The organism is Mesorhizobium sp. (assembly GCF_041661565.1).
In the GTDB taxonomy this organism is placed as follows: domain Bacteria; phylum Pseudomonadota; class Alphaproteobacteria; order Rhizobiales; family Rhizobiaceae; genus Mesorhizobium.
In genome coordinates this window covers 1-20,629 of record NZ_JBAZUD010000063.1, presented here as the reverse complement: position 1 = coordinate 20,629, position 20,629 = coordinate 1, and the positions used below count along the sequence as shown (strand labels likewise).

At 64.6% G+C, this 20,629-nt stretch carries 17 protein-coding genes; 3 read left to right on the top strand and 14 right to left on the bottom strand.

All coding sequences use genetic code 11. The annotated features are described in order from the left end of the window. Nucleotides 1-68 precede the first annotated feature (68 nt). On the top strand, nt 69-1,523 hold the full coding sequence (locus WC739_RS13275) for a glutamate synthase subunit beta (protein WP_372953491.1): 1,455 nt from the start codon (nt 69-71) through the stop codon (nt 1,521-1,523). Between the two features lie 96 nt (nt 1,524-1,619). Here WC739_RS13275 and WC739_RS13270 read toward each other — a convergent pair whose 3' ends face one another. Both WC739_RS13270 and WC739_RS13265 read right to left on the bottom strand, forming a co-directional pair. Continuing rightward, nucleotides 1,620-2,834, bottom strand: a complete 1,215-nt coding sequence (locus WC739_RS13270) for a DUF459 domain-containing protein (RefSeq protein ID WP_372953496.1) — start codon at nt 2,832-2,834, stop codon at nt 1,620-1,622. A 121-nt stretch (nt 2,835-2,955) separates the two neighbouring features. After that, entirely contained in the window at nt 2,956-4,179 is a 1,224-nt protein-coding gene (locus tag WC739_RS13265) for a lytic murein transglycosylase (RefSeq protein WP_372953490.1), read from the bottom strand. 203 nt (nt 4,180-4,382) lie between these two features. On the opposite strand from WC739_RS13265, the gene galU reads away from it, so the two are divergent. Continuing rightward, nucleotides 4,383-5,288 carry a UTP--glucose-1-phosphate uridylyltransferase GalU gene (gene galU / locus WC739_RS13260; RefSeq protein WP_372953489.1) on the top strand — a complete coding sequence of 302 codons (906 nt, stop codon included), beginning with the start codon at nt 4,383-4,385 and terminating at the stop codon, nt 5,286-5,288. A 147-nt stretch (nt 5,289-5,435) separates the two neighbouring features. On the opposite strand, the gene WC739_RS13255 is transcribed toward galU, so the two are convergent. Further along, nucleotides 5,436-7,193: an outer membrane beta-barrel protein gene (locus WC739_RS13255; protein WP_372953488.1), complete on the bottom strand. Its 1,758-nt coding sequence runs from the start codon at nt 7,191-7,193 to the stop codon at nt 5,436-5,438. A gap of 250 nt (nt 7,194-7,443) precedes the next feature. Between WC739_RS13255 and WC739_RS13250 the strand changes: the two genes are divergently transcribed. Continuing rightward, nucleotides 7,444-8,445 carry an SIS domain-containing protein gene (locus tag WC739_RS13250; protein WP_372953487.1) on the top strand — a complete coding sequence of 334 codons (1,002 nt, stop codon included), beginning with the start codon at nt 7,444-7,446 and terminating at the stop codon, nt 8,443-8,445. Between the two features lie 69 nt (nt 8,446-8,514). Here WC739_RS13250 and WC739_RS13245 read toward each other — a convergent pair whose 3' ends face one another. The 11 genes from WC739_RS13245 to WC739_RS13195 form a co-directional block, all read right to left on the bottom strand. Beyond that, on the bottom strand, nt 8,515-8,979 hold the full coding sequence (locus WC739_RS13245; RefSeq protein ID WP_372953486.1) for an NfeD family protein: 465 nt from the start codon (nt 8,977-8,979) through the stop codon (nt 8,515-8,517). 20 nt (nt 8,980-8,999) lie between these two features. Continuing rightward, the gene (locus tag WC739_RS13240; protein ID WP_372953485.1) at nt 9,000-9,950 is read right to left on the bottom strand and encodes an SPFH domain-containing protein; all 951 of its coding nucleotides are present in this window, start codon (nt 9,948-9,950) and stop codon (nt 9,000-9,002) included. Nucleotides 9,951-10,068: 118 nt separating this feature from the next. After that, nucleotides 10,069-11,280: an NAD(P)/FAD-dependent oxidoreductase gene (locus WC739_RS13235; RefSeq protein WP_372953484.1), complete on the bottom strand. Its 1,212-nt coding sequence runs from the start codon at nt 11,278-11,280 to the stop codon at nt 10,069-10,071. Then, nucleotides 11,280-12,344: a ferrochelatase gene (hemH, locus tag WC739_RS13230; protein ID WP_372953483.1), complete on the bottom strand. Its 1,065-nt coding sequence runs from the start codon at nt 12,342-12,344 to the stop codon at nt 11,280-11,282. The genes WC739_RS13235 and hemH overlap by 1 nt, the downstream gene beginning before the upstream one ends. 168 nt (nt 12,345-12,512) lie before the next feature. Beyond that, a complete protein-coding gene (locus WC739_RS13225; RefSeq protein ID WP_372953482.1) occupies nt 12,513-14,663 on the bottom strand; it encodes a 5'-nucleotidase C-terminal domain-containing protein in 2,151 nt (716 codons plus the stop codon). Between the two features lie 191 nt (nt 14,664-14,854). After that, nucleotides 14,855-15,235, bottom strand: coding sequence for a hypothetical protein (locus WC739_RS13220; RefSeq protein WP_372953481.1), 381 nt, complete (start codon nt 15,233-15,235; stop codon nt 14,855-14,857). A gap of 85 nt (nt 15,236-15,320) precedes the next feature. After that, a complete protein-coding gene (locus WC739_RS13215; RefSeq protein ID WP_372953480.1) occupies nt 15,321-16,766 on the bottom strand; it encodes a homospermidine synthase in 1,446 nt (481 codons plus the stop codon). A gap of 129 nt (nt 16,767-16,895) precedes the next feature. Continuing rightward, on the bottom strand, nt 16,896-17,825 hold the full coding sequence (locus tag WC739_RS13210; protein ID WP_372953479.1) for a DUF3445 domain-containing protein: 930 nt from the start codon (nt 17,823-17,825) through the stop codon (nt 16,896-16,898). A 10-nt stretch (nt 17,826-17,835) separates the two neighbouring features. Further along, entirely contained in the window at nt 17,836-18,504 is a 669-nt protein-coding gene (locus tag WC739_RS13205; RefSeq protein WP_372953478.1) for an aminotransferase class IV family protein, read from the bottom strand. Continuing rightward, nucleotides 18,453-19,610, bottom strand: coding sequence for an aminodeoxychorismate synthase component I (locus tag WC739_RS13200; RefSeq protein ID WP_372953495.1), 1,158 nt, complete (start codon nt 19,608-19,610; stop codon nt 18,453-18,455). Before WC739_RS13200 ends, WC739_RS13205 begins: the two co-directional genes overlap by 52 nt. A 238-nt stretch (nt 19,611-19,848) precedes the next feature. Further along, the coding region (locus tag WC739_RS13195; protein ID WP_372953477.1) for a hypothetical protein at nt 19,849-20,629 on the bottom strand (781 nt) is incomplete at its 5' end.

The window sequence follows — 20,629 nt, the reverse complement described above, 5'->3', positions numbered from 1 at the left end:
GCCACGGCTGCCTGACGAGGTTACGGGTGCGGCGAAAACCGCACCATCTGGACAGCAGGAACTGGACCATGGGCAAGGTAACAGGCTTTCTCGAAATCGACCGGCAGGTGCACAAGTACCAGCCTGCCTCCGACCGCATCCGGCATTTCCGCGAATTCACGCTGCCGATGTCGGACAAGGAGGTCGAGAAACAGGCCGCGCGCTGCATGGATTGCGGGATTCCGTTCTGCCATGGGCCGACCGGCTGTCCGATTCACAACCAGATCCCCGACTGGAACGACCTCGTCTATAATGGCGACTGGGACAATGCGATCCGCAACCTGCATTCGACCAACAATTTTCCGGAGTTCACCGGCCGCATCTGCCCGGCGCCCTGCGAGGAGGCGTGCACGCTGAACCTCGAGGACATCCCGGTCGCGATCAAGACGGTTGAGCAGGCCATCGCCGACAAGGCCTATGAGACCGGCCACATCAGGCCTTATCCGCCGGAAAAGAAGACCGGCAAGCGGGTGGCCATCATCGGCTCGGGCCCGGCCGGCATGGCGGCCGCCCAGCAGCTCGGCCGCGCCGGCCACGACGTCCATGTCTATGAGCGTGAAAGCCGTCCAGGCGGGCTGATGCGTTATGGTATTCCCGACTTCAAGATCGAGAAGCACTATATCGACCGGCGCATCGAGCAGATGCGGGGCGAGGGCGTCACCTTCCATTGCGGCATCAATGTCGGCGTCGACAAGCCCATAACGGAGCTGCTCGCAGAGCACGATGCCGTGCTCTATTGCGGCGGCTCGGAAACGCCGCGCGCGGCCGGCATTCCCGGCGACGACCTTGGCGGCGTGCATGACGCGATGCCTTATCTGGTGCAGCAGAACAGGCGGGTCGGCGGCGAGCCGATCCAGTCGGTGGCCTGGCCGTCTCACCCGATCATCGCCAGCGGCCAGCATGTCGTCGTCGTCGGCGGCGGCGACACCGCGTCCGACTGCGTCGGCACGGCTTTCCGCCAAGGCGCGGTGCGTGTCACCCAGCTCGACATCCGGCCGCAGCCGCCGGAGAAGGAAGACAAGCTTTCGGTCTGGCCTTACTGGGCAACCAAGATGCGCACTTCGTCCTCGCAGGCCGAGGGCGCGGAACGCGAATTCCAGGTGGCGACGCTCGAATTCATCGGCGAGGAAGGCCAGTTGACCGGCGTCAAGTGCTGCGAGGTCGACGATAAGCGCAAGCCCATCCCCGGCAGCGAATTCGTGATCCGCGCCGACCTCGCCTTCATCGCCATCGGCTTTGCCGGCCCGACCACCGCTGGCTTGGTTTCAGAGCTCGAGGGCCAGATCAGGATCGCCACCGACAGCCGCCGGTCGAAGAATGTCGAGGCCAATGACCGCGACTACAAGACGAGCGTCGACAAGCTATACGCGGCGGGCGATGTGCGTCGCGGCCAGTCGCTTGTCGTCTGGGCGATCCGCGAGGGCCGCCAGGCGGCGCGTTCGATCGACGAAGCGCTGATGGGATCGAGCGTACTGCCCCGCTAGATCAGTTCACCGTTTCACGGAACCGGCGAACTGATCTAACTCTTTGTTCTGACGCAATTCCGGACGGATAACCGCCCACACTTATCCTGGAATTGCTTAAGGAGTAATCGCCGTCGTGCTGCCGGTCGCGGTCGCTGGCCGGGGCGTCGGCGGCCGGGAGAAATCGTCGGCGCGGCCGGGTGAAGCCTCTGATGCCTTGCCTTCCACCACGAGTTTTTCGCCGGGTAGGTCCGGATTGGCCTTTTCCGGCGGCGCGGCGCCCATCAGTTCGGAGCCGCCGTCGAGCGCCGGATCGCTCAACAGCATCGGCGCGGTGCGGTCGATGACAATCGGCGCCGCCGCCGGCGCCGGTTCCATGACGGGAGCGCCAGCCGGGGCGGAGGCGGTGACGGCTCCTCCCGGGGCGGTCAGGCCGAGGATCTTCAACAGCGGCTTTTCGGTGTAGAAGGCGAGCTTGCGCTTGCCGGCCTTCGAGACGTTGATGCCGTCATCGGCGCGCAGCCGCACGACCTGGCCGTTGGTGTCGGGCCCGCTGGTTATGAAGGCGCCGTTCTCGTCGACGAAGCCGTCCCAGACGTCGACGAATTCCGCGCCATGGTTCTCGGCGGCCTGGTGGTAGATGTCGTTGAAAGCCAGCATGTCGGAGGTCATCTTCGGCGCCCCGAACGCCGGCATGCCGACCCAAAGGAAGGGCAGCTTGGCCGCGGAGATGGCGCTGCCAAGCGCATCGGTGCGGCGCTCATATTCCTTTGTCCAGTTCTCGGAACGGGGCTGTTCGCGCACGTCCCCGACCTTCATCGCCTGGCGGTCGTTGGCCCCCAGCATGACCACCACGGCAGCCGGTTTCTCGGTGTCGATCAGAGATTTGATCTGCCCGGGCCAGTCGTAGACATCGTCGCGCACGAAGCCGGACGAGCCGTTGCCGCGAAAGATGATCCTCACTGCGGGATTTTCGGCAAAGGCGGCGTCGAGACCCTCGGCCAGCCCCGAAGCCATGAAGTCGCCGACCACCAGGACGATGTGGGCATCCGGCGTCTTTTCGACAATCGGGACCTGGGGTTCGGCCGGTGCGCGCGCGACACGGGGTTTTCGGGGCTTCGGCTTCGGCAGATCCTGCGGTGGCTGGATACGCTCGACGCGGCGGGGAAAAAGCAGATCGCGCAACGACCAGCCACGGCTTTGCTGCTGCTGTTCCTGCGCCAATGCCGGGCCGTGAAAGGCGGCCGCGGCGCCAACGGCAAGCAGGATGACGGCCAGAATCACAACCGGCACGCGACGAACAAGCCCTGCGATGCGCGCGGCCGAAGCCAATTGCTCCTCCATCTCCCTGGCTCCGGCAGACAAGTCTCAAGCACCTGCAGGGACCTTGTTCCACCGGATTGCTACGTTGTCGGGTGCGCGTCCGAGAGGCCGCTCGGCACCGCAGCTGGCTCTATTTCCGCCGGAGCCATTTCAGCACTTCCAAGCTCGGATAGCCATCCTGGGTCAAGCCGGCCCTGGCCTGGAAGGCCATGATGGCGGTCTTCGACCCGTCACCGATCTTGCCGTCGAACTTGCCGTCGTAAAGGCCGTGCTGGGACAGCCGCTTCTGGAGCTCCTGCCTCTCCTCGAAGCTGAGCTTGGTGAAAGGCCGCTTCCAGTCCTGCACAAGTCCGCTCGAGCCGGCGATTTCGTCGGCAAGGAGACCGACCGCAAGCGCGTATTTGTCGGCGTTGTTGTAAGCCTTGATCACCGTGAAGTTCTTGATCATCAGGAAGGCTGGCCCACCGCGGCCGTCCGGCACTTTCAGCGTCGCCTTGTCAGTGACGTTCCTGAACGGCTTTCCGCTGGCCCTGACGACGCCGAGCGCCTGCCATTGCGCCAGCGTCTTCGAACCGGCGGGAAGCTTGCCTGCCGGCAGGGTGACCTCGTAGCCCCAGGTCTTGCCTGCCTGCCAGCCATTCTTCTTCAACAGATTGGCCGAGGTCGCCAGGGCGTCGGGGATCGAGTTCCAGATGTCGCGCTTGCCGTTGCCGTCCATGTCGACGGCATAATGCTGGTAGCTGGTCGGGATGAACTGGGTGTGCCCCATGGCGCCGGCCCAGGAGCCGCTGAGATGGCTTTCGTCGATATCCCCCGTCTGCAGGATCTTGAGCGCCGCGATCAATTGGGTGCGGGCGAATTTCGCCCGCTTCGGATCCGCATAGGCCAGGGTCGCCAGCGAGCGCACGACATTGCGCATGATATCGTCGCGCTTGAGGATTTCGCCATAGTTGGATTCCATCGACCAGATGGCCAGCAGGATGTTGCGGTCGACGCCGAACCTCGCCTCGATCCTGTCCAGCCACGGCTTCCATTTCCTGGCCATCTGCTGGCCGACGGCGACGGACTGGTCGTGGACGCGATTGTCGAAATAATCCCAGGCGGGCGCGGTGAATTCGGGCTGCGTGCGGGCCTTCTCCAGCACCACCGGGTCGATATCCCTGATGTCCCTGAAGGCCTGGTCATAGACGGCGCCGGAAACGCCGCCCTGCACCGCGGTGGCGCGGAAGCCGGCGACCCATTGCCTGAAGCCGGCATCGGCGAAAGCGGGACCAGCAGGCATCAGCAAAGCGAGCGAGAGGCTGGCAGCCGTCACGACGCTGGCGAAGCGTTTTGCGGCATTGCGAACGGACATCTTTTCCTCCTTCTCTATGTCGGGAAAGACCATTCATCGCCGAACCGGGTTAGGAATTGGTTTACCATGGGCGGCACCTGGAACGAAAAGACGCTTCGATGCTTTACGTGGACGTTTTCCTCAACCGCTCAAGTAATCCTTAATTCCGGCGTCATAATGTCGAGATGGGTTGCGGAGCTGGCCAGCAAGCGGATAATTGGACCATGAAAAGAGTTCGCAAGGCAGTTTTCCCGGTCGCCGGTCTCGGCACGCGGTTTCTCCCCGCCACCAAGGCTGTTCCCAAGGAGATGCTGACCGTCGTCGACAGGCCCGTCATCCAGTATGTCGTGGATGAGGCGCGCGAGGCGGGCATCGAGCATTTCATCTTCGTGACCGGCCGCAACAAGGCGGTGATCGAGGACCATTTCGATATCCAGTTTGAGCTTTATGATACGCTGGCGCAGCGCGGCAAGGACGACCAGCTGGCCCGGCTGCAGCGCCTGCAACCGGCTCCGGGACAGACCAGCTTCACCCGCCAGCAGGTGCCGATGGGGCTCGGCCACGCCGTCTGGTGCGCGCGCGAACTGGTGGGCGACGAGCCCTTTGCCCTGCTGTTGCCCGACATGATCATGCAGTCGGAAAAAAGCTGCATGAAGGAGATGGTCGAGCTCTACGAGGAAACCGGCAACAACATTATCGCCGTGCAGGAATGCGACCCGGCGGAAGCCCATAAATACGGCATTGTCGGTCGGGGCGAGGACATCCACAACGGTTTCCGCATCACCGAGATGGTGGAGAAGCCGAAGGCCGGCACTGCGCCGTCCAATCTCTACATCAACGGGCGCTACATCCTGCAGCCGGAGATCTTCAAGATTCTGGAGGGCCAGGAGAAGGGCGCCGGCAACGAGATCCAGCTGACCGACGCCATGCTGAAGCTGGAAAAGCAGCAGCCCTTCTACGGTTACCACTACCAGGGCCGGACCTTCGATTGCGGATCGCCGGAAGGCTTCGTCGAGGCCAATGTCGCCTTCGCGCTGTGGCGCAGCGACATGAACGAGAACATGGCCGGCGTCATCCGCACGCTTCTCGATGAGGTTGAGCCGTCAAAGCGTCGCGGTGCGGGATTCTAGAGCAATTCACCGTTTAACGGAAACGGCGAATTGCTCCATCTCCTCGTTTTGACGCAATTCCGGACGGAAAACCGTTTCACACTTTTCCTGGAATTGCTCTAAGCCAAGCTGTCGCCAGCCGACCTGTGATACCGGTCGAGCATAGCTTCAGCGCTGCACTTTTACGCCAAGGAAGATGCTGTTGGCGGTGTAGTCGCGGCCCGGCAGGTTGCTGGTCAGCTTCTCGGTCCTTACCCGGGTGACGAGCCCCGCATAGCGGTTCAGCCACCATGTCAGGCTGGCCTCGGCACTCAGGGTCAGGTCGTTACCGTCGATGCCGCTATAGTCGCGCCAGTCCAGGCCCAGCGCGGCGTTGCCGGTGAGGTTGGCACGGATTTTCCGTTCGCCCGTCAGGCGGGCCGAATAGAGTATATCGCCGCTTTGTCCCGCCGTGGTCGTGCCTTCGACGGTGGTCACGCCGGTCAGGCCTATCGTGGTGCCGCGTTCGGGTGACCATTTGAGGTCCGCGTTCACCGTAGCGCCGGAAATTGCCGCCAGCCGGTCGTCATCGATCGCTTCCCTGAGCCAGCCTGCCGAGAATTCACCGGACAGCTTTTCGCCCATGTCCAGCTGCAGGCCAGCGCGGGCACCCAGCCTGGTAGCGGACCGATCGTAGCCCTCGGCGTCGATGCGTTGGTCATAGATCCGGCGGCCTGCCTCGATTTCGGTGAAGGGCGTGAGGGCGGGGGAGATTTCGTAGCCGGTGCGCAAGGTCGCCTTATAGAGCGTGGAGTCGCGATCCTTCTGCGACAGCGAAGTGCCATCCAAGAGCTCGGCATCGCCGTAGAAATCGTGCTCGACCGCGCCGGTCAGCGCGTAGCGCATCTTGCCCACATCCTTCTCGAGGCCGAGGCTGCCGTTGACGGTCTGCCGCAGCGGCTGCGACGAGACGCCGGCAATGGCATCCGGCGAGGACGCCGATTCAGGCACGGCCTCATAGCCGAGCTTGGCGATGGCCTTCAGTTCGTTGGTGAGGTCGACATTGAGCTGGCCCTCGATGCGGCCCTGCTCGTTGTGAACGGGATAACCCGACACGGTCTCGCGGAAAAGCCCATAGCCGTCGATCGTCGCTGAATTCTCGCGCCAGTCGGAAGCGGCGGAGAAGCGCAGCGCGGTCTCGGACAGCAGCGCGGCCGTGCCGGCGCTGCTCGAATCGCCGTTCGACGTGGCGGTCAGTCCCTGCTCGATCGTCGGCCGGATGACGAAGGACCCCCATTTGACGCCGGTGGCGGCGAATGGATCGTCGTCGACCTTCTGCTTCTGGCTTTCGATGGCGGCTTCGCGCTCGGCTCCGGGGTCGAGCTTGCCCCTCTCGGCGCTGTCGATGGTGACGGCGCGGCGATTGGAACCGTCCTGGTCCGTGTCGGTGCTGTCCGGGCCATTCGTCGTGGACGCGGTGGTGTCCGTGGTGGTCGTCTTTTTCTTCTTTTTCGCCTTGTCGCCGACCTTGTCCGTGTCGGCCGCGATCTTCCTGGCTGCCGGCGGGCGGCGCGGCTTGGGCGGCGCCGGCGTGTCGGCGGACGTGTCATCGGTTGCGGCCGGCGGGTCGAAGATGCTGCCGACCGCGGCCTTGTCGCTGGTGTCCGTCTCGTCCGGCACGGCGCCGGGGCTGGCCGGCAGATAGGTCCGCGCCGGTGCATTGTCTTGCGTCGCCGCCTGCTGGCCTTGCGCCGCCAGGGCGAGCTGCCTTGCCTTGCGCTGCTGGTCGGAGAGGATCGCCGATTCCGAGACTTCGCCGCGCAGCTCCGTTTCCTGCGCGCACAGCTGCGTCGGGCGCAGCAGTCCAAACACGCTAGTCGCCAGCAGCAGGGCGCAGACCGCCTTGCCCTTCCGTGCTCTCGATCGTTCTGGCTGGGCTCCGGACATCGCCACCACTGCTTGCGCGGCGCAAGCGCGCCATACTTACCGAACCGTAAATGGGGATGGTTAACGGAGGGTTGAGGCGAGGCCAATTGGCGGCCGCGCACGCCCATCCCAGTGGATTAAACACGGTGCGCGCAAGGCCTTGCGGGGGCGGCCACGGGCCGTTTCCGGTCCACCGCACACGTCCGGGTCGCCATGCATGGGCGCCATTTCTGTTGGACAGGCGGGCGCCAAAGCGCTAATCGCATCACCCATGCATGCGGGACCACTCGATAAGAAACCCTTGGACAGGCAAGCGTCGATCGCATCGGCGCTGAGAACGGTGGCGACCGAACAGGCAGGTGTCGCGGCGCTTGCCGAGGCGCTGGAGAACGGGCTGGCGGGACCTTTCGCCGAGGCCGTCGACGCGATCTCGAGGATCGAGGGCCGGCTGATCATCACCGGCGTCGGCAAGAGCGGCCATATCGGTTCGAAGATCGCCGCGACGCTGGCGTCGACCGGAACGCCTGCCTTTTTCGTCCATCCGGCGGAAGCCAATCACGGCGATCTCGGCATGATCGCCAGGGACGACGCCATCATCGCCATGTCCTGGTCGGGTGAGACCAAGGAACTGATGGGTATCGTCGCTTATTCCAGGCGCTTTTCCATCCCGCTGATCGCCATCACCGCCGGGGCGACATCCGCATTGGCGCGGGCCGCCGACGTGGTGCTGTTGCTGCCACGCGTCGCGGAGGCCTGTCCGCACGGCCTGGCGCCGACCACGTCGACGCTGCTGCAACTGGTAATGGGCGACGCGCTAGCGATCGCGCTGCTTGAAGCGCGGGGCTTCACGCCGGACCATTTCCGCACCTTCCATCCTGGCGGCCAGCTCGGCGCGAACCTGACGCAGATCCGCGAGATCATGCATGTCGGCGACAGGCTGCCGCTGGTGGCTACGGGCACCGGCATGCAGGACGCGATCCTGGAACTGTCGCGCAAGGGATTTGGCTGCGTCGCCATCACCGACGCCGCCGGTGCGCTGGTCGGCATCATCACCGATGGTGACATCAGGCGCCATATCGGCGGCAATCTGCTGGCAATGACGGTGGACGAGGTCATGACGAAAGGTCCGAAGACGGCGACGCCGGACATGCTGGTGGCCACGGCGCTGCAGACGATCAACACTTCGGCCATCACCAGCCTGATGGTGGTGGAGGGCAGCCAGCCGGTCGGTCTCGTCCACCTGCACGACCTGCTGCGCATCGGTGCGGCCTAAGAAGCGCCGATATTCAGGCGAGCCCAGCTCCGCCTGACCTGAATCTCCGCCTCCGAATTCCGCGTCGATTCAGACGGCCTCGACCGTCAGTTCCAGATCGGTGTCTGCCGAACTGACCACGCGCACCCGCGTGCCGGCCGGCAGGTCCGGGCCGGCGACGCGCCACAGCGTGTCGCCGAGCTTGATGCGGCCGCGGCCGTCCTTGATCGGTTCGGTCAGGGTGGCCATCTTGCCGATCAATTGTGCGCCCCGACGATTCAGCAGGGGCTGGTCGGTCGGTCCGTTGCGGCCGCCCACCAGCTTCTTGCCGACATAGGCCGAGACCAGCGACAGCGCCAGGAAGGCCAGCACCTGGACTTGCCCCGTCCAGAAGCCCGCGTCCCAGAGCAGCAGCGACACGACGCCGATCAGCAGCGCCGCGATGCCGATCCACAGCATGAAGATGCCCGGGGCGATGACTTCCATCACCAGGAGCACGAATCCCAGGATCATCCAGTTCCACGGACCAAGTTCGGCGATGATGCGATCGATCATGGGAGTAGCCTCCTATGAACTCAGTTTTCGCCTGGCCTGACGATCGGCGGGCGCGCGGCCTGCCTCTGTGAACCGGTCGTGCCTTCGCTGCGGAAGACTTCCTTGGCGATCTCGCCAATGCCGCCCAGCGAGCCGATCAGCGATGACGCCTCGAAGGGCATCAGCACGATTTTGCTGTTGGTCGCCGTGCCGATCCTGCCCAGCGCTTCGGTGTATTTCAGCGCCACGAAGTAGTTCAGCGCCTGCACGTCGCCCTTGGAGATTGCTTCGGACACCACCTGCGTGGCGCGGGCTTCCGCCTCGGCGGAGCGTTCGCGGGCCTCGGCGTCGCGGAAAGCGGCTTCCTTGCGGCCCTCGGCCTCGAGGATCTGCGATTGCTTGAGGCCCTCGGCGGCAAGGATCTGCGCGCGCTTGTTGCGTTCCGCCGTCATCTGCCTGCCCATCGATTCGATGAGGTTGGCCGGCGGATTGATGTCCTTGATCTCGACGCGGGTGATCTTGATGCCCCACGGATGGGCGGCTTCGTCGACGACGCGCAGCAGGCGCTCATTGATGGCGTCGCGGTTGGACAGCAATTCGTCGAGGTCCATCGAGCCCATGACGGTACGAATATTGGTCATCGTCAGGTTGAGGATGGCGTTCTGCAGGCCGGAGACCTGGTAAGCCGCCTGCGCCGCATTGAGGATCTGGAAGAAGGCGATGCCGTCGACGCCGACAATGGCATTGTCGCGGGTGATGATTTCCTGGCTCGGAACGTCGAGCACCTGCTCCATCATGTTCAACTTGGCGCCGACGCGGTCGACGAAGGGCACGATGAGGTTGAGGCCGGGGCTCAGTGTCCTGGTGTAACGGCCGAACCGCTCCACGGTATAGTTGTAGCCTTGCGGAATTGTGCGGATGCCCTTGAAAAGCACCAGCACGACAAGAGCGACCAGAACAAGAATTGCGATATCGAAACCACTGAAGTTCATTTGGCTCTCCCTCGTCGCCCGCCAGCGGAGCGTTCCCTTCCGCCGACTTCACTAAACACTTAAGTGTGTTTCAGGTGCGTTACAATCAGGTGATGAGCTATTGTTTATCGCCGTGCCATCAACGGTTGAAGGCGAACAACTTCACGTCCGTATCGTCCGATCCCCTGATCGTGGCAGACACGATCTCCGACGCGATCCGCGAGAAGGTGATGCCGTTGCCGCCATAACCCATGACGGCATGGATGCGCGGGTGCCGCGGAACGGCGCCGATATAGGGCAGACCGGTGGTCGTCGTGCCGAAGGAGCCGGTCCAGGCGAATTCCGGCTCCACATCGAGATGCGGAAACAACCGGCCAAGCTTTTGCGCGATGCGCGCACTCTTGTCGGCGATCAGTTTATCGCGCCGCGCCTCGTCGACGAAATCCTCGTCTTCGCCGCCGCAGACAACCCGGCCGTCGGCGGTGGCCCTCATGTAGAGATAGGGGTCGGATGCCTCCCAGATGAACGCCCCGCCCCGCCATATGTTTCGCGGCTGCGGCCGTGTGGCGATCGCCCATGTCGAGATGATCCGGTGGGCCGCTGCCGGCACGATGTCGGTCAGTTCGTAGCCGGTGGCCAGAACGACATGGCGCGCGGTGATGGTCGGACCGTCCCTGGTGGCGACGATCACCTCATCGGCGCTGTCCTTGATCGTCGTCGCTTCGACGGGAGCATAAAAACGGGCCTGGCGCTCCAGCGCCTTGAGCAGCAGCCCGGCCGTCAGCTTGCGCGGGTCGAGCGCGATGTTGCCATGGCTTAGAATGGCGCCGTCGCGCTCGATGCCGAATTCGCCAGCCAGGGGTGCTGCTGAAAGATAGGTCGCCGCGATGCCCGCTTGCCGGCGCGCATCGGCTTCGTCGCGCAGTTCCGATGGGCCAAGCGTGGTTCCCGCCAGGTAGAGCGACTGGGTGCGGCTTAAGCGGCAGTTGATGCCGAGTTCGGCGATGCGTGCGGCGAGGTTGGAAACGGCGAGACGCGAGCGCCGCCAGGCCTGCTCGGCCGAGGCGCGGCCGATCATCTTCGACAGCGTCGAAAGCGGCTGGTCGATTTCGAACTGCACCAGCGCCGTGGTCGCCGGCGTCGAGCCTTGCAGCGGGCCGCGCCGGTCGATGCAGATCACGGAATGGCCGTCCGCCGTCAGCGCCTCCGCCATCATGGCGCCGCTGATCCCCATGCCGACAATCAGGATATCGGCCTTGGCGTCCCTGATCAGCGCGGTGGTCGGGACAGCGGGCGCCCGATAGGCGGACCAGACAGGCCGGCCCGTCCTGAGGTCGAGGTGGCGGGACATCAGACCCAGCCGGAGAGCTCTCGCCTAACCATTGCTTCGACCACGGCCATGCCCTCTGCGCTGTCGTTGAGGCACGGGATGTGGGCGAAGTTCTTGCCGCCTGCATGATGGAAGGTCTCGGCGGCTTCGCGGCCGATCTCGTCCAGCGTTTCGATACAATCGACCGAGAATCCGGGGTTGAGTATGGCGATCGACTTCACGCCCTGCTGCGCAAGGTGCTCGACAGTCTTGTCGGTATAGGGCTGCAGCCATTCCTGGGCGCCGAAGCGCGACTGGAAGGTGATCATCAGCTTCTTCTCGCTCCAGCCAAGACGTTCGCGCAGCAGCCGCGTCGTCTTCTGGCAATGGCAGTGATAGGGGTCGCCTTTCTCGAAATAGGGCTTCGGGATGCCGTGGTAGGAGGTGATGACCACCTCCGGCTTGAAGTCGAGCGTCGCCAGATGCCGCTCGATGGATTGCGCCAGCGCCTCGATATAGACCGGTTCGTCATAGTAGGGCGGCACCGTGCGGATGGCGGGTGCGGCGCGCATCTTCATCAAAGCGCGAAACAGCTGGTCGTTGGCCGTCGCCGTCGTGGTCGCAGAATATTGCGGATAGAGCGGGAAGGCGATGATGCGGTCGCAGCCTCGCTCGACCAGGCTTCTGGCGACGCTCTCGGTCGAAGGATTGCCATAGCGCATCGCCCAGTCGACAACGACATTGGGCAGGTCGGCCAATGCCTGGCCCAGCTTCTCGCCCTGGGCGCGGGTGTAGGTGCGCAGGGGTGACTCGTTCTTCTCGCGGTTCCAGATGCGGGCATAGTTGGCACCCGACTTCTTCGGCCGCGTGGTGAGCACCAGCCCGTAGAGGATCGGATACCAGATCGCCCTGTTGAGCTCGATGACGCGCGGATCGGACAGGAATTCCCTCAGATACCGCCACATCGGCTTGAAATCCGTGCCGTCCGGCGTTCCGAGATTGACCAGCATGACGCCGATCTTGCCGGTTCTCACCGGCGGGTGTCCGGCCGGCAATGGGCCGATGGCCTTCGCGGCCTTGGCGTCGATAGGGGTGGAAAGCGTCATGATGGTTCTCCAGGAGACGCGAACCTAAGCCTCTTGCGCGCGCTTTCAATGCAGCCTCTGGCCGCACCTCATAACGGGTCACGCCGCGTCGGCGATAGCAGTAGTCCGAAAAACAGACAACCCGCCCGGTTTTCCGGACGGGTCTGTCGTTGGAGTGGGCAAGCGCGGCTACTTCGCCGGGATGGTCAGCGTCGCGCCGACGGGAAGCCGTCGCGGCTCGTACCCCTTGTTGGCGGCAGAAATCACCTTCCACTTGGTGCCGTCGCCATAGGCTTGCTTGGCCAGGTCCCAGTAGGTGTCGCCGGCGACGATCACGTGGCTGCTTTCGGCAGGGGCTGTCTCTGCCGGCTTTGCCGGTTCGGGCGCGGGTGCCGCCGGAGCGGGGGCCGGCTCGGCGGGTTTCGCCGGCTCCGCAGGCGCAGGGGCAGGGGCAGGCGCAGGCGCAGGGGCTGGGGCAGGCGCAGCTTCGGCCGGCTTTGGCGGTTCGGTGGGCGCTGGCGCGGCAGGTGGCGCCGGCTCCGTCGACATGGCCGGTGGCGTGTTGGCGATATCGCCCGAGTTGGCCGGCAGTTCAGGCATAGAGGGAGCCGCCTCCGCTGGCGCGGCGGCTTCCGCCGGCTTGGCGGGTTCAGCCGGCGCGGGGGCCGGGGTTGCCGGCGCGGCTTCCGCAGGTTTGGCGGGTTCGGCCGCGGGCGCCGCCGCAACAGTCGCGGCGATTTCGGTGATGCGGCCTTCGAGCTTCGGCGTATAGGGGCGGTGCGCGCCGAGATAGTCGGCAACGACCTGTTCGAGACCCGGACCGTAATCATAGGCCTTCTTGGCCTTGTCGGCGAAGACCTTGTAGCCGTCGCCGCCCTGGCGGACATAGTTGTTGGTGGCGACCAGATAGTCCTTGGCCGGATCGATGGGCTTCCAGGCGCCGCCATCCATGACCTCCACCGACTTGATGCGGCCGGCATTGGGCGCGACCGATCTGTCGAAGGAATATTTCAGGCCGGCGACCTGCGGGAAGCGGCCGGCGCCATCCTCGATCTGGCTGACGCCGCTCTCGAGCCCGGCCACCAGGTCCTTGCCGGAAATCTGGAATGTCGCCAGCGTGTTCTGGAACGGCAGCACCGTCAGCACTTCGCCCATGGTGACAGTGCCCTTGTCGATCGAGGCGCGCAGGCCGCCGCCATTCGAGATGACGATCTCGACGCCCTGCGCCTTGACGCGGTCCAGGATGGCGTCGGAGACGAGGTTGCCCATCGCGCATTCCTTGACGCGGCAGCTCTCGCGGCTGCCGTCGACGACATCGGTGGTCTCGGCCACTTCCTTGTTCTTCAGGGCCTCGATCGGCGCGCCAAGCTCCTTGATGCGGGCGAGTACGGCGGGATCGGGCGTGATCGACTTGTCGAGATAGATCGGGTCGCCGCTGGCCGACTTGACGACGCCATTGTCGTCGAACACCACCTTGAACTCGCCGAGATATTTCGAATAGGACGCCGCCTGGACGACCGGGACCTTGTAGCCGTCGGGATTGTCCACCATCGTCGGATACGGGCCTTCCGCCTTGGGATCGGTGTTCGACAGCAGCGAATGGCTGTGGCCGCCGACGACGACATCGATGCCCGGAATCTTTGCGATGACGTCGCGCTCGCGCCTGTAGCCGATATGGGTCACGGCGATGATCTTGTTGACGCCTTCTCCCTTCAGCTTCTCGACCTCGGCAGTGATCGATTTGACGTCATCCTCGATGGCGACATTGGGGCCGGGCGACGCAATCTCGGGCGTATCATTGGTGATGGCGCCGATGATGCCGATCTTCTGGCCCCCGACCTCGAGGACGATCGAAGGCTTGACACGATCGCCAAGCTTGGATTGCGCGTTTGCCTTTACATTGGCGCCGAGCACCGGAAACTTGATCATGTCGAGGAACGGCGCCAGCGCCGTCTCGCCATCGTCGAACTCGTGGTTGCCCAGCGCCATGGCGTCGAACTTCATGTCGTTGAGGAATTCGCCTTCGGCCTTGCCCTTGTAGGTCGTGTAGAACAGCGAGCCCTGGAAATTGTCACCGGCGCTGAGCAGCAGCACGTTCTGGCCTTCGAGCTTCTTGCGCTCCTGGGCGATCGCGGTGATCAGGCGCCCGGCGCCGCCGACGCACTCGCCCTTGGTCTCCTCGTCGGCCGAACAGGTCGATTCATATTTGTTGTTGCCTTCGATGCGGCTGTGCCAGTCGTTGATGTGCAGGATGTTCAGCGTGTAGTCGGCAAAGCATGTGCCGGCCGACAGGCCAAGTGCCGAGACGGACAGGACGGCAATGGCGGCGATCTTCTTCATCTTCGTCTCCCGGATAGACTGATCAGATGCTTTTAGCGCACGAGATTGACTGGGGTATAACAACCAGCTTTGGGCCATGGTCCCATCGTGTCCGGGTCGATGCAAGCGGAAATGCCGCCGGTCCTTGCCGGCGTGAAAAAGGACGGAGGCACGGTGGCCGCCGTCCTTGGGCAGGCGCTGTGTTCGTCGGGTCAGGTACGTCGTGTCAGCACGAAGTTCTGGCCGGCGGAGCTGGTGCAGTTGAGCTGGCTGGTCGAGATCATCAGGCAGTTGAAGCTGACCGGCGTCTGGCGGATCAGCGAGGTGCCGTTGATCTGCACGGACGTGGCGCCGGTCATGGTGTAGCTGCCGTCGGCGAGCTTCTGGCCGGTGTCGGTGGCGACGGTGGTGAAGGCACCGCCGGCGAAGGTCGAAAGGCCGGTGCCCTTGGCATCGATCCAGGAGCCTTCGACCCCTTTGGGGGTGGCCGCCGCCATGGGCGGCTCGTCGGGGCCACTGGTCGCACAGGCAGCCAGCCCGACCACGACCGCCGCCGTCATGCTCATCGAAACAACCCTGCGCGCAATATTCATATGGAAATCCTCTCCTCGGTCCGCGTTTCTTCAATCGCCCGATTTACGGGCGATTGCAAGGCAATGGGGCATGGTCGGCCGGGTGCTATCGGACGAGGATGTTGCGGAATTGCCACGGATCGTCGCGGTCGAGGTCCTCCGGGAACAGGCCTGGGCGATTATCGAGCGGCGTCCAGTCGGTGTAGTAGCCCTTGACCGGTCCGAGATATCGGGACTGTACGTCGAGGCAGCGCTTGTAGTCCATCTCGTCGGCCTCGACGATGCCCGCTTCCGGGTTCTCCAGCGCCCAGACCATGCCGGACAGCACCGCCGAGGTGACCTGCATGCCGGTGGCGTTCTGGTAGGGCGCCAGCTTGCGTGCATCGGCGAGCGACAGCTGCGAGCCGTACCAGTAGGCATTCTTGTCGTGGCCGTAGAGCAGCACGCCAAGCTCGTCGACGCCGTCGACCAGTTCGTTCTCGTCAAGCACATGGTGCACCGGCTGCGCCTTGCCGGCGGCGCCGAACATCTCGTGCAACGACAGCACGGCATCGTTGCACGGGTGGTAGGCATAGTGGCAGGTCGGACGGTAATGCACCTTGCCCTTCTTGCCGCGGACGGTGAAGAAATCGGCGATCGAGATCGCCTCGTTATGCGTCACCAGGAAGCCGTATTGCGCGCCGGGGGTCGGGCACCAGGAGCGCACGCGCGTGTTGGCGCCGGGCTGTTCCAGGTAGATTGCGGCCTTGGAGCCATGCTTGTGCTTCATGGCGTTCTTCGGCATCCATTTCTCGTGCGTTCCCCAGCCAAGCTCGGCCGGCTGCAGACCCTCGGAGATGAAACCCTCGACCGACCACGTGTTCCAGAACACGTTGAGGGGCTTCGGCTTCTTGGTGCGCTGGGTGTCGCGCTCGGCGATGTGGATGCCCTTGACGCCGGCCTTCTTCATCAGCTTGGCCCAGCCCTCGCGGTCTTCCTGCGCCGGCTCCGAAAACTCGAGGCCGAGATCGGTGGCAAGGTTGACCAGCGCCTGCTTGACGAACCACGAGACCATGCCCGGATTGGCGCCGCAGGTCGAAACAGCCGTGGTGCCGCCGGGCTTGTCCTGCTTTTCCTTGATCAAGGCTTCGCGCAACGCATAGTTGGTGCGGCTGGCATTGTCGGCCTTGGTATCGAAATAGAAGCCAAGCCATGGCTCGACGACGGTGTCGATGTAGAGCACGCCGAGCTTGCGGCAAAGCCGCATCAGATCCACCGACCCGGTGTCGACCGACAGGTTGACGCAAAACCCCTGGCCGCCGCCATTGGTCAGAAGCGGCGTCAGCAGCTTCTTGTAGTTCTTCTCGGTCACCGCGTCCTGGACGAAGGCGATGCCGCGCTCGTCGAGCAGCTTGCGGTCGGTGTCGCGCGGGTCGATGACCGTCATGCGCGATTTGTCGAACTTGAAATGGCGCTCGATCAACGGCAGCGTTCCCCGTCCGATCGAACCGAAGCCGATCATCACGACAGGGCCGGTGATCTCACCGTAAACGGGCCAGTTTTCAGTCACCATTTTATCGAGCACTCCTTATGAAACGCGGAAATCGCCAAAACATGCGCAAAAACGGGCATTTTTTGCCCGGCGGCCATGCGCTACATCACAGATCATTGTCACAAACCAGCGAAAAGCGCCAACCGGCATCTAGCCGTCATTGGCCATGTGGTTAAGGAGGACGATCAGCCGGTCGCGGTCCGACGTCATGCCCTTGTAGTCGAGCTGGGCGAGATCGAGGGCTTCGAGCTGGTCGGCGAAGGACGCTGCCAGCGTCGCCCGGTCCGGATGACGCGCCAGCACGGCCAGCGGGTCTAGATGGATCCGGATGGTGAACAGGATGTCGCGCGAGACCGGCAGCTTGCGCAGGGTCTGCCGCTCGACGCGGATGAAGGCATGGGCGTCGATGTCGCCGCCCGGAAACCGCGATGGGCGGTTGGTGGCGCGGTCGATGCGCTGCAGGTCGGAGAGCGGATGGTAGAGTACGTCGCCGGATTGGATCGACCAGTTGTAGCGTTCGACGGCCTGCCCCTGCAGGCCATCGAACATGCGGGAGATCAGTTCGGCCGGACGTGTGCCCGGGCCGAAGCCCGGCACCGGCGCGTGGATGTCCTGCAGCGGACGGCCGAACTTCTCGACCAGCACCCAGGAGGAGGGGAAGCACAGCGAACCGGCGACAAGCCGCCAGCCGCTGTCATCGCGACGCATCAGGATGAGGTCTTCCTGGACCAGCAGCGACGCCGCGACGAGCGGCGCATCCTCAAGACTGGAGGGGAGGGCGGGACGCTCCGGGGCGCCGGCGACCTCGATGCCGGTATCGCCACGGCGGTAGATGTCCGGACGTTTCTCCACCAGGTATGGGCCGAGCAGATCGAGCACCTCCTGCTGGGCCTCGCGCGTGCCGGCCTCCTCGACGAAAACCTGCTCGGGGATTTCGGCATAGAGCCGTCGCTTTTCGGCGAGATACGGCAGCAGGTGATCGTCGATCTCGATCCAGCCCGCCGGATCGAGCGGCTTCACCCCGATGGTGAAGAGTTTCGACGAGCCGTCATAGGGCGTGTGGGTCGGCAAAGGCGTCATTCAACCAGTCTCACGGGCAAACCAGTTTCGCGGCGATCAGGCCGCGCAGCGAGTTGCCGACGAACAGCGCCTTGGCGGATCTGAGATCGTCCAAGTCATAGATCGCTTCGCGGGCGTGGCCTTCATCCAGAAGCTCTGCGCGCAATACACCAGGCAGCAGGCCGCAGTCGAGCCGGGGCGTCGCCAACACTCCGTCGCCGAAATCGGCGAAGACGTTGGTGATGGTGCCCTCGCAGATTTCGCCGCGCTCATTGGCGAGCAGCACCTCGTCGGCCTGGGTGAGGGGGTATTCGGCGCGGGCATCCATGTAGAGTTGCCGCCGGCTGGTCTTGTGGCGCAACAGCGTGTCGCGCGAATCGAGCCCGGTGCGTGCCAACCGCAGAATCCAGATCTTGTCGGCGTCGAGAGGTTCGAAGGGCTGGGCGGACGCGGTTGCCTCGCCGTCGCGCGACAGCACGAGCCGCGTGCGCAACGCCGAGCTGGACCCGCTGACCCCTTGGCCCAGCACCTCGCCGATCCGTTGTGGATCGCAGGCAAAGCCGAGTTCCGCCGCCGAGCTCCGGAGGCGCGCAAGATGGCGGTCGAAGCGCAGGAAGCCCGATCCGGGTTCCCAGCGCATGGTCTCGATCAGCTGGAAACCGGCGGGGTCCCCGTCGCGAAGCGCGCTTTCAAGAGACACTCCTGGTACTCCTCCTGCGCCGTCGAATCGAAGACCACGCCACCACCGACATTGTAGATCGCCTCGCCGGTGGAATAGAGCGAGATGGTGCGAATCGCCACGGAAAAGCGCATCGTGCTGTCGGGGGCGATCCAGCCGATGGCGCCGCAATAGGCGTCGCGCGGCGTGCCTTCCAGTTCGCGCAGGATCTCCATGGCGCGTATCTTCGGCGCTCCGGTGATCGAGCCGCATGGAAACAGCGCCGCGAAAATCTGGCGGATGGTCAGCCCCGGCAGCAGTCTCGCCCTGACGTCGCTCACCAGCTGGTGGACTGTCGGATAGGTCTCGACGCGGAACAGCGCCGGCACCTCCAGCGTGCCGACCTCGCTGATCAGCGAGATGTCGTTGCGCAGGAGATCGACGATCATCCGGTTCTCGGCCTGGTTCTTCTCGTCATTGCGCAGAAAATTCTTCTGCCTCTCATCCTCGGCCCTGTTGGCGCCACGCGAGGCCGTGCCCTTCATCGGATGCGTCTCGATCATGCCCTCCTTGTCGATCTCGAAGAACAGTTCGGGCGAGCGCGACAGGACAATCGGATCGCCGAGCGTGACCAGCGCGCCGTACTTCACCGGTTGGCGTTCGGTCAGCGCATCGAAGGCGGCCAGCGGATCGCCCGACCATTGCGCATGCACCGGAAAGGTCAGGTTGCCCTGGTAGCAATCGCCCTGCCTGATGTGCTGGTGCAGCCGCAAGAAGCGCTTCGCGTAGTCCTCGGCCGACCAGGTTGCCTTGGCGTCGAAGATCGGGCCGTTGAGCGCCGCCGGGTCGCGGGGCGGCACTGCCTCCTGGACCGGAGCGTCGAAGACCCCGAGACACACCAGCGGCGCGCGGCGGCCACCCGGCAGCAAGGGGGCGAGTTTCGGCTCGAGCAGGTAGCCGGCCTCATAGGAAAAATAGCCGGCCAGCCATTTGCCGGCGTCATGCGCCGCTTGCGCCGCCGCCAGGGCGGGCAGGAAGTCCTTGGCCTCATGCGCCAGGATGACATCCGCCGGACGACCGAAAACGAGCTGGCGCGCGCTTTCATCGTTGCGGAAAATGGCGGCGGGCAAGGACATGGGACTCGGGATGATGGGTCGATGAAGCCATTGACCGCTCTATATGGGGGGCCGGTCGCGCGCAATCGAGGGAACGGCATGGAGCCACCCATAGCCGACCTTGGCTGAGCTTAGACTCCCCATAGGCCGATCAGGAGCCGATCCCGGCATCGACGTCGCGGGCCGGTCTTGGCGACCAGCCCATTCACCGAAAGCAAACCGGCGGCGCCGGTTCGCGCCGCCGGCCGCTATTATCGGATACGCCTGGCGCTCAGCTGTTGCTCGTGGTCCCTGCTGTCGGGAACTCCGTGGCGAAGGCCTTCTCGTCGCCGGCAGCCAACAGCCTGGCCTGCTCGATCCAGCGTTCGCGCGCGATGCGGCCGTCGAAATTCATCACGTCCTCGATCCGCTTGATGTCGGCGGCGGTCCAGGCGGCGATCTGGGCGAAACTGGTGACGCCCTGTGCCTTGAGCAGCTTCTCATTGACCGGGCCAATGCCGATCAGCCGGCGCAGATTGTCGGGCTTTGCCCCCGGCCCCTTTGAGGCTGTCGCCGGCGCTGCCTTTCTGGCGGCGGCCTTTGGCGCCGGCGGGGTCTTCGGGGTAGCGCTCCTGGCGACCGGGCTCTTCGCGGCCTGGCTTGCAACAGCCTGCGGCTTGCTCGTCGCGGGCTTCGGTGCAATCGGCTTCGCCGCCGCCGTTTTCACGGCAGGGGCCTTTGCGGCGGGCACATTGGGTACTTTTGCGGGAGGCGCCTTGGCCGGCGCTGCCTTGGCAGTTGCTGCCCTGGCGACGGCGGGCTTGGCCGGCACAGGCCTTGCGGGGGTGGATTTCGCCTTCGCGGGCGTCGCCAGCAGAGCGGCCGGCGCCTGGCCTTCCGGCTTCGCCGCGCCGGATCCGGCGGCGGGCGTTGTCTCGCTCAGCCGGCGCTCGAGGTCCGCGCGGGCCTTGCCGGAGGCATCGAGTTCGCCGGTCAGGCGCTCACTGGCGGCTTGCAGCTTGTCGCGTTCGCCACGCGTGCGGCCGAGATCGCCACGCAGGCTGTCGAGTTCG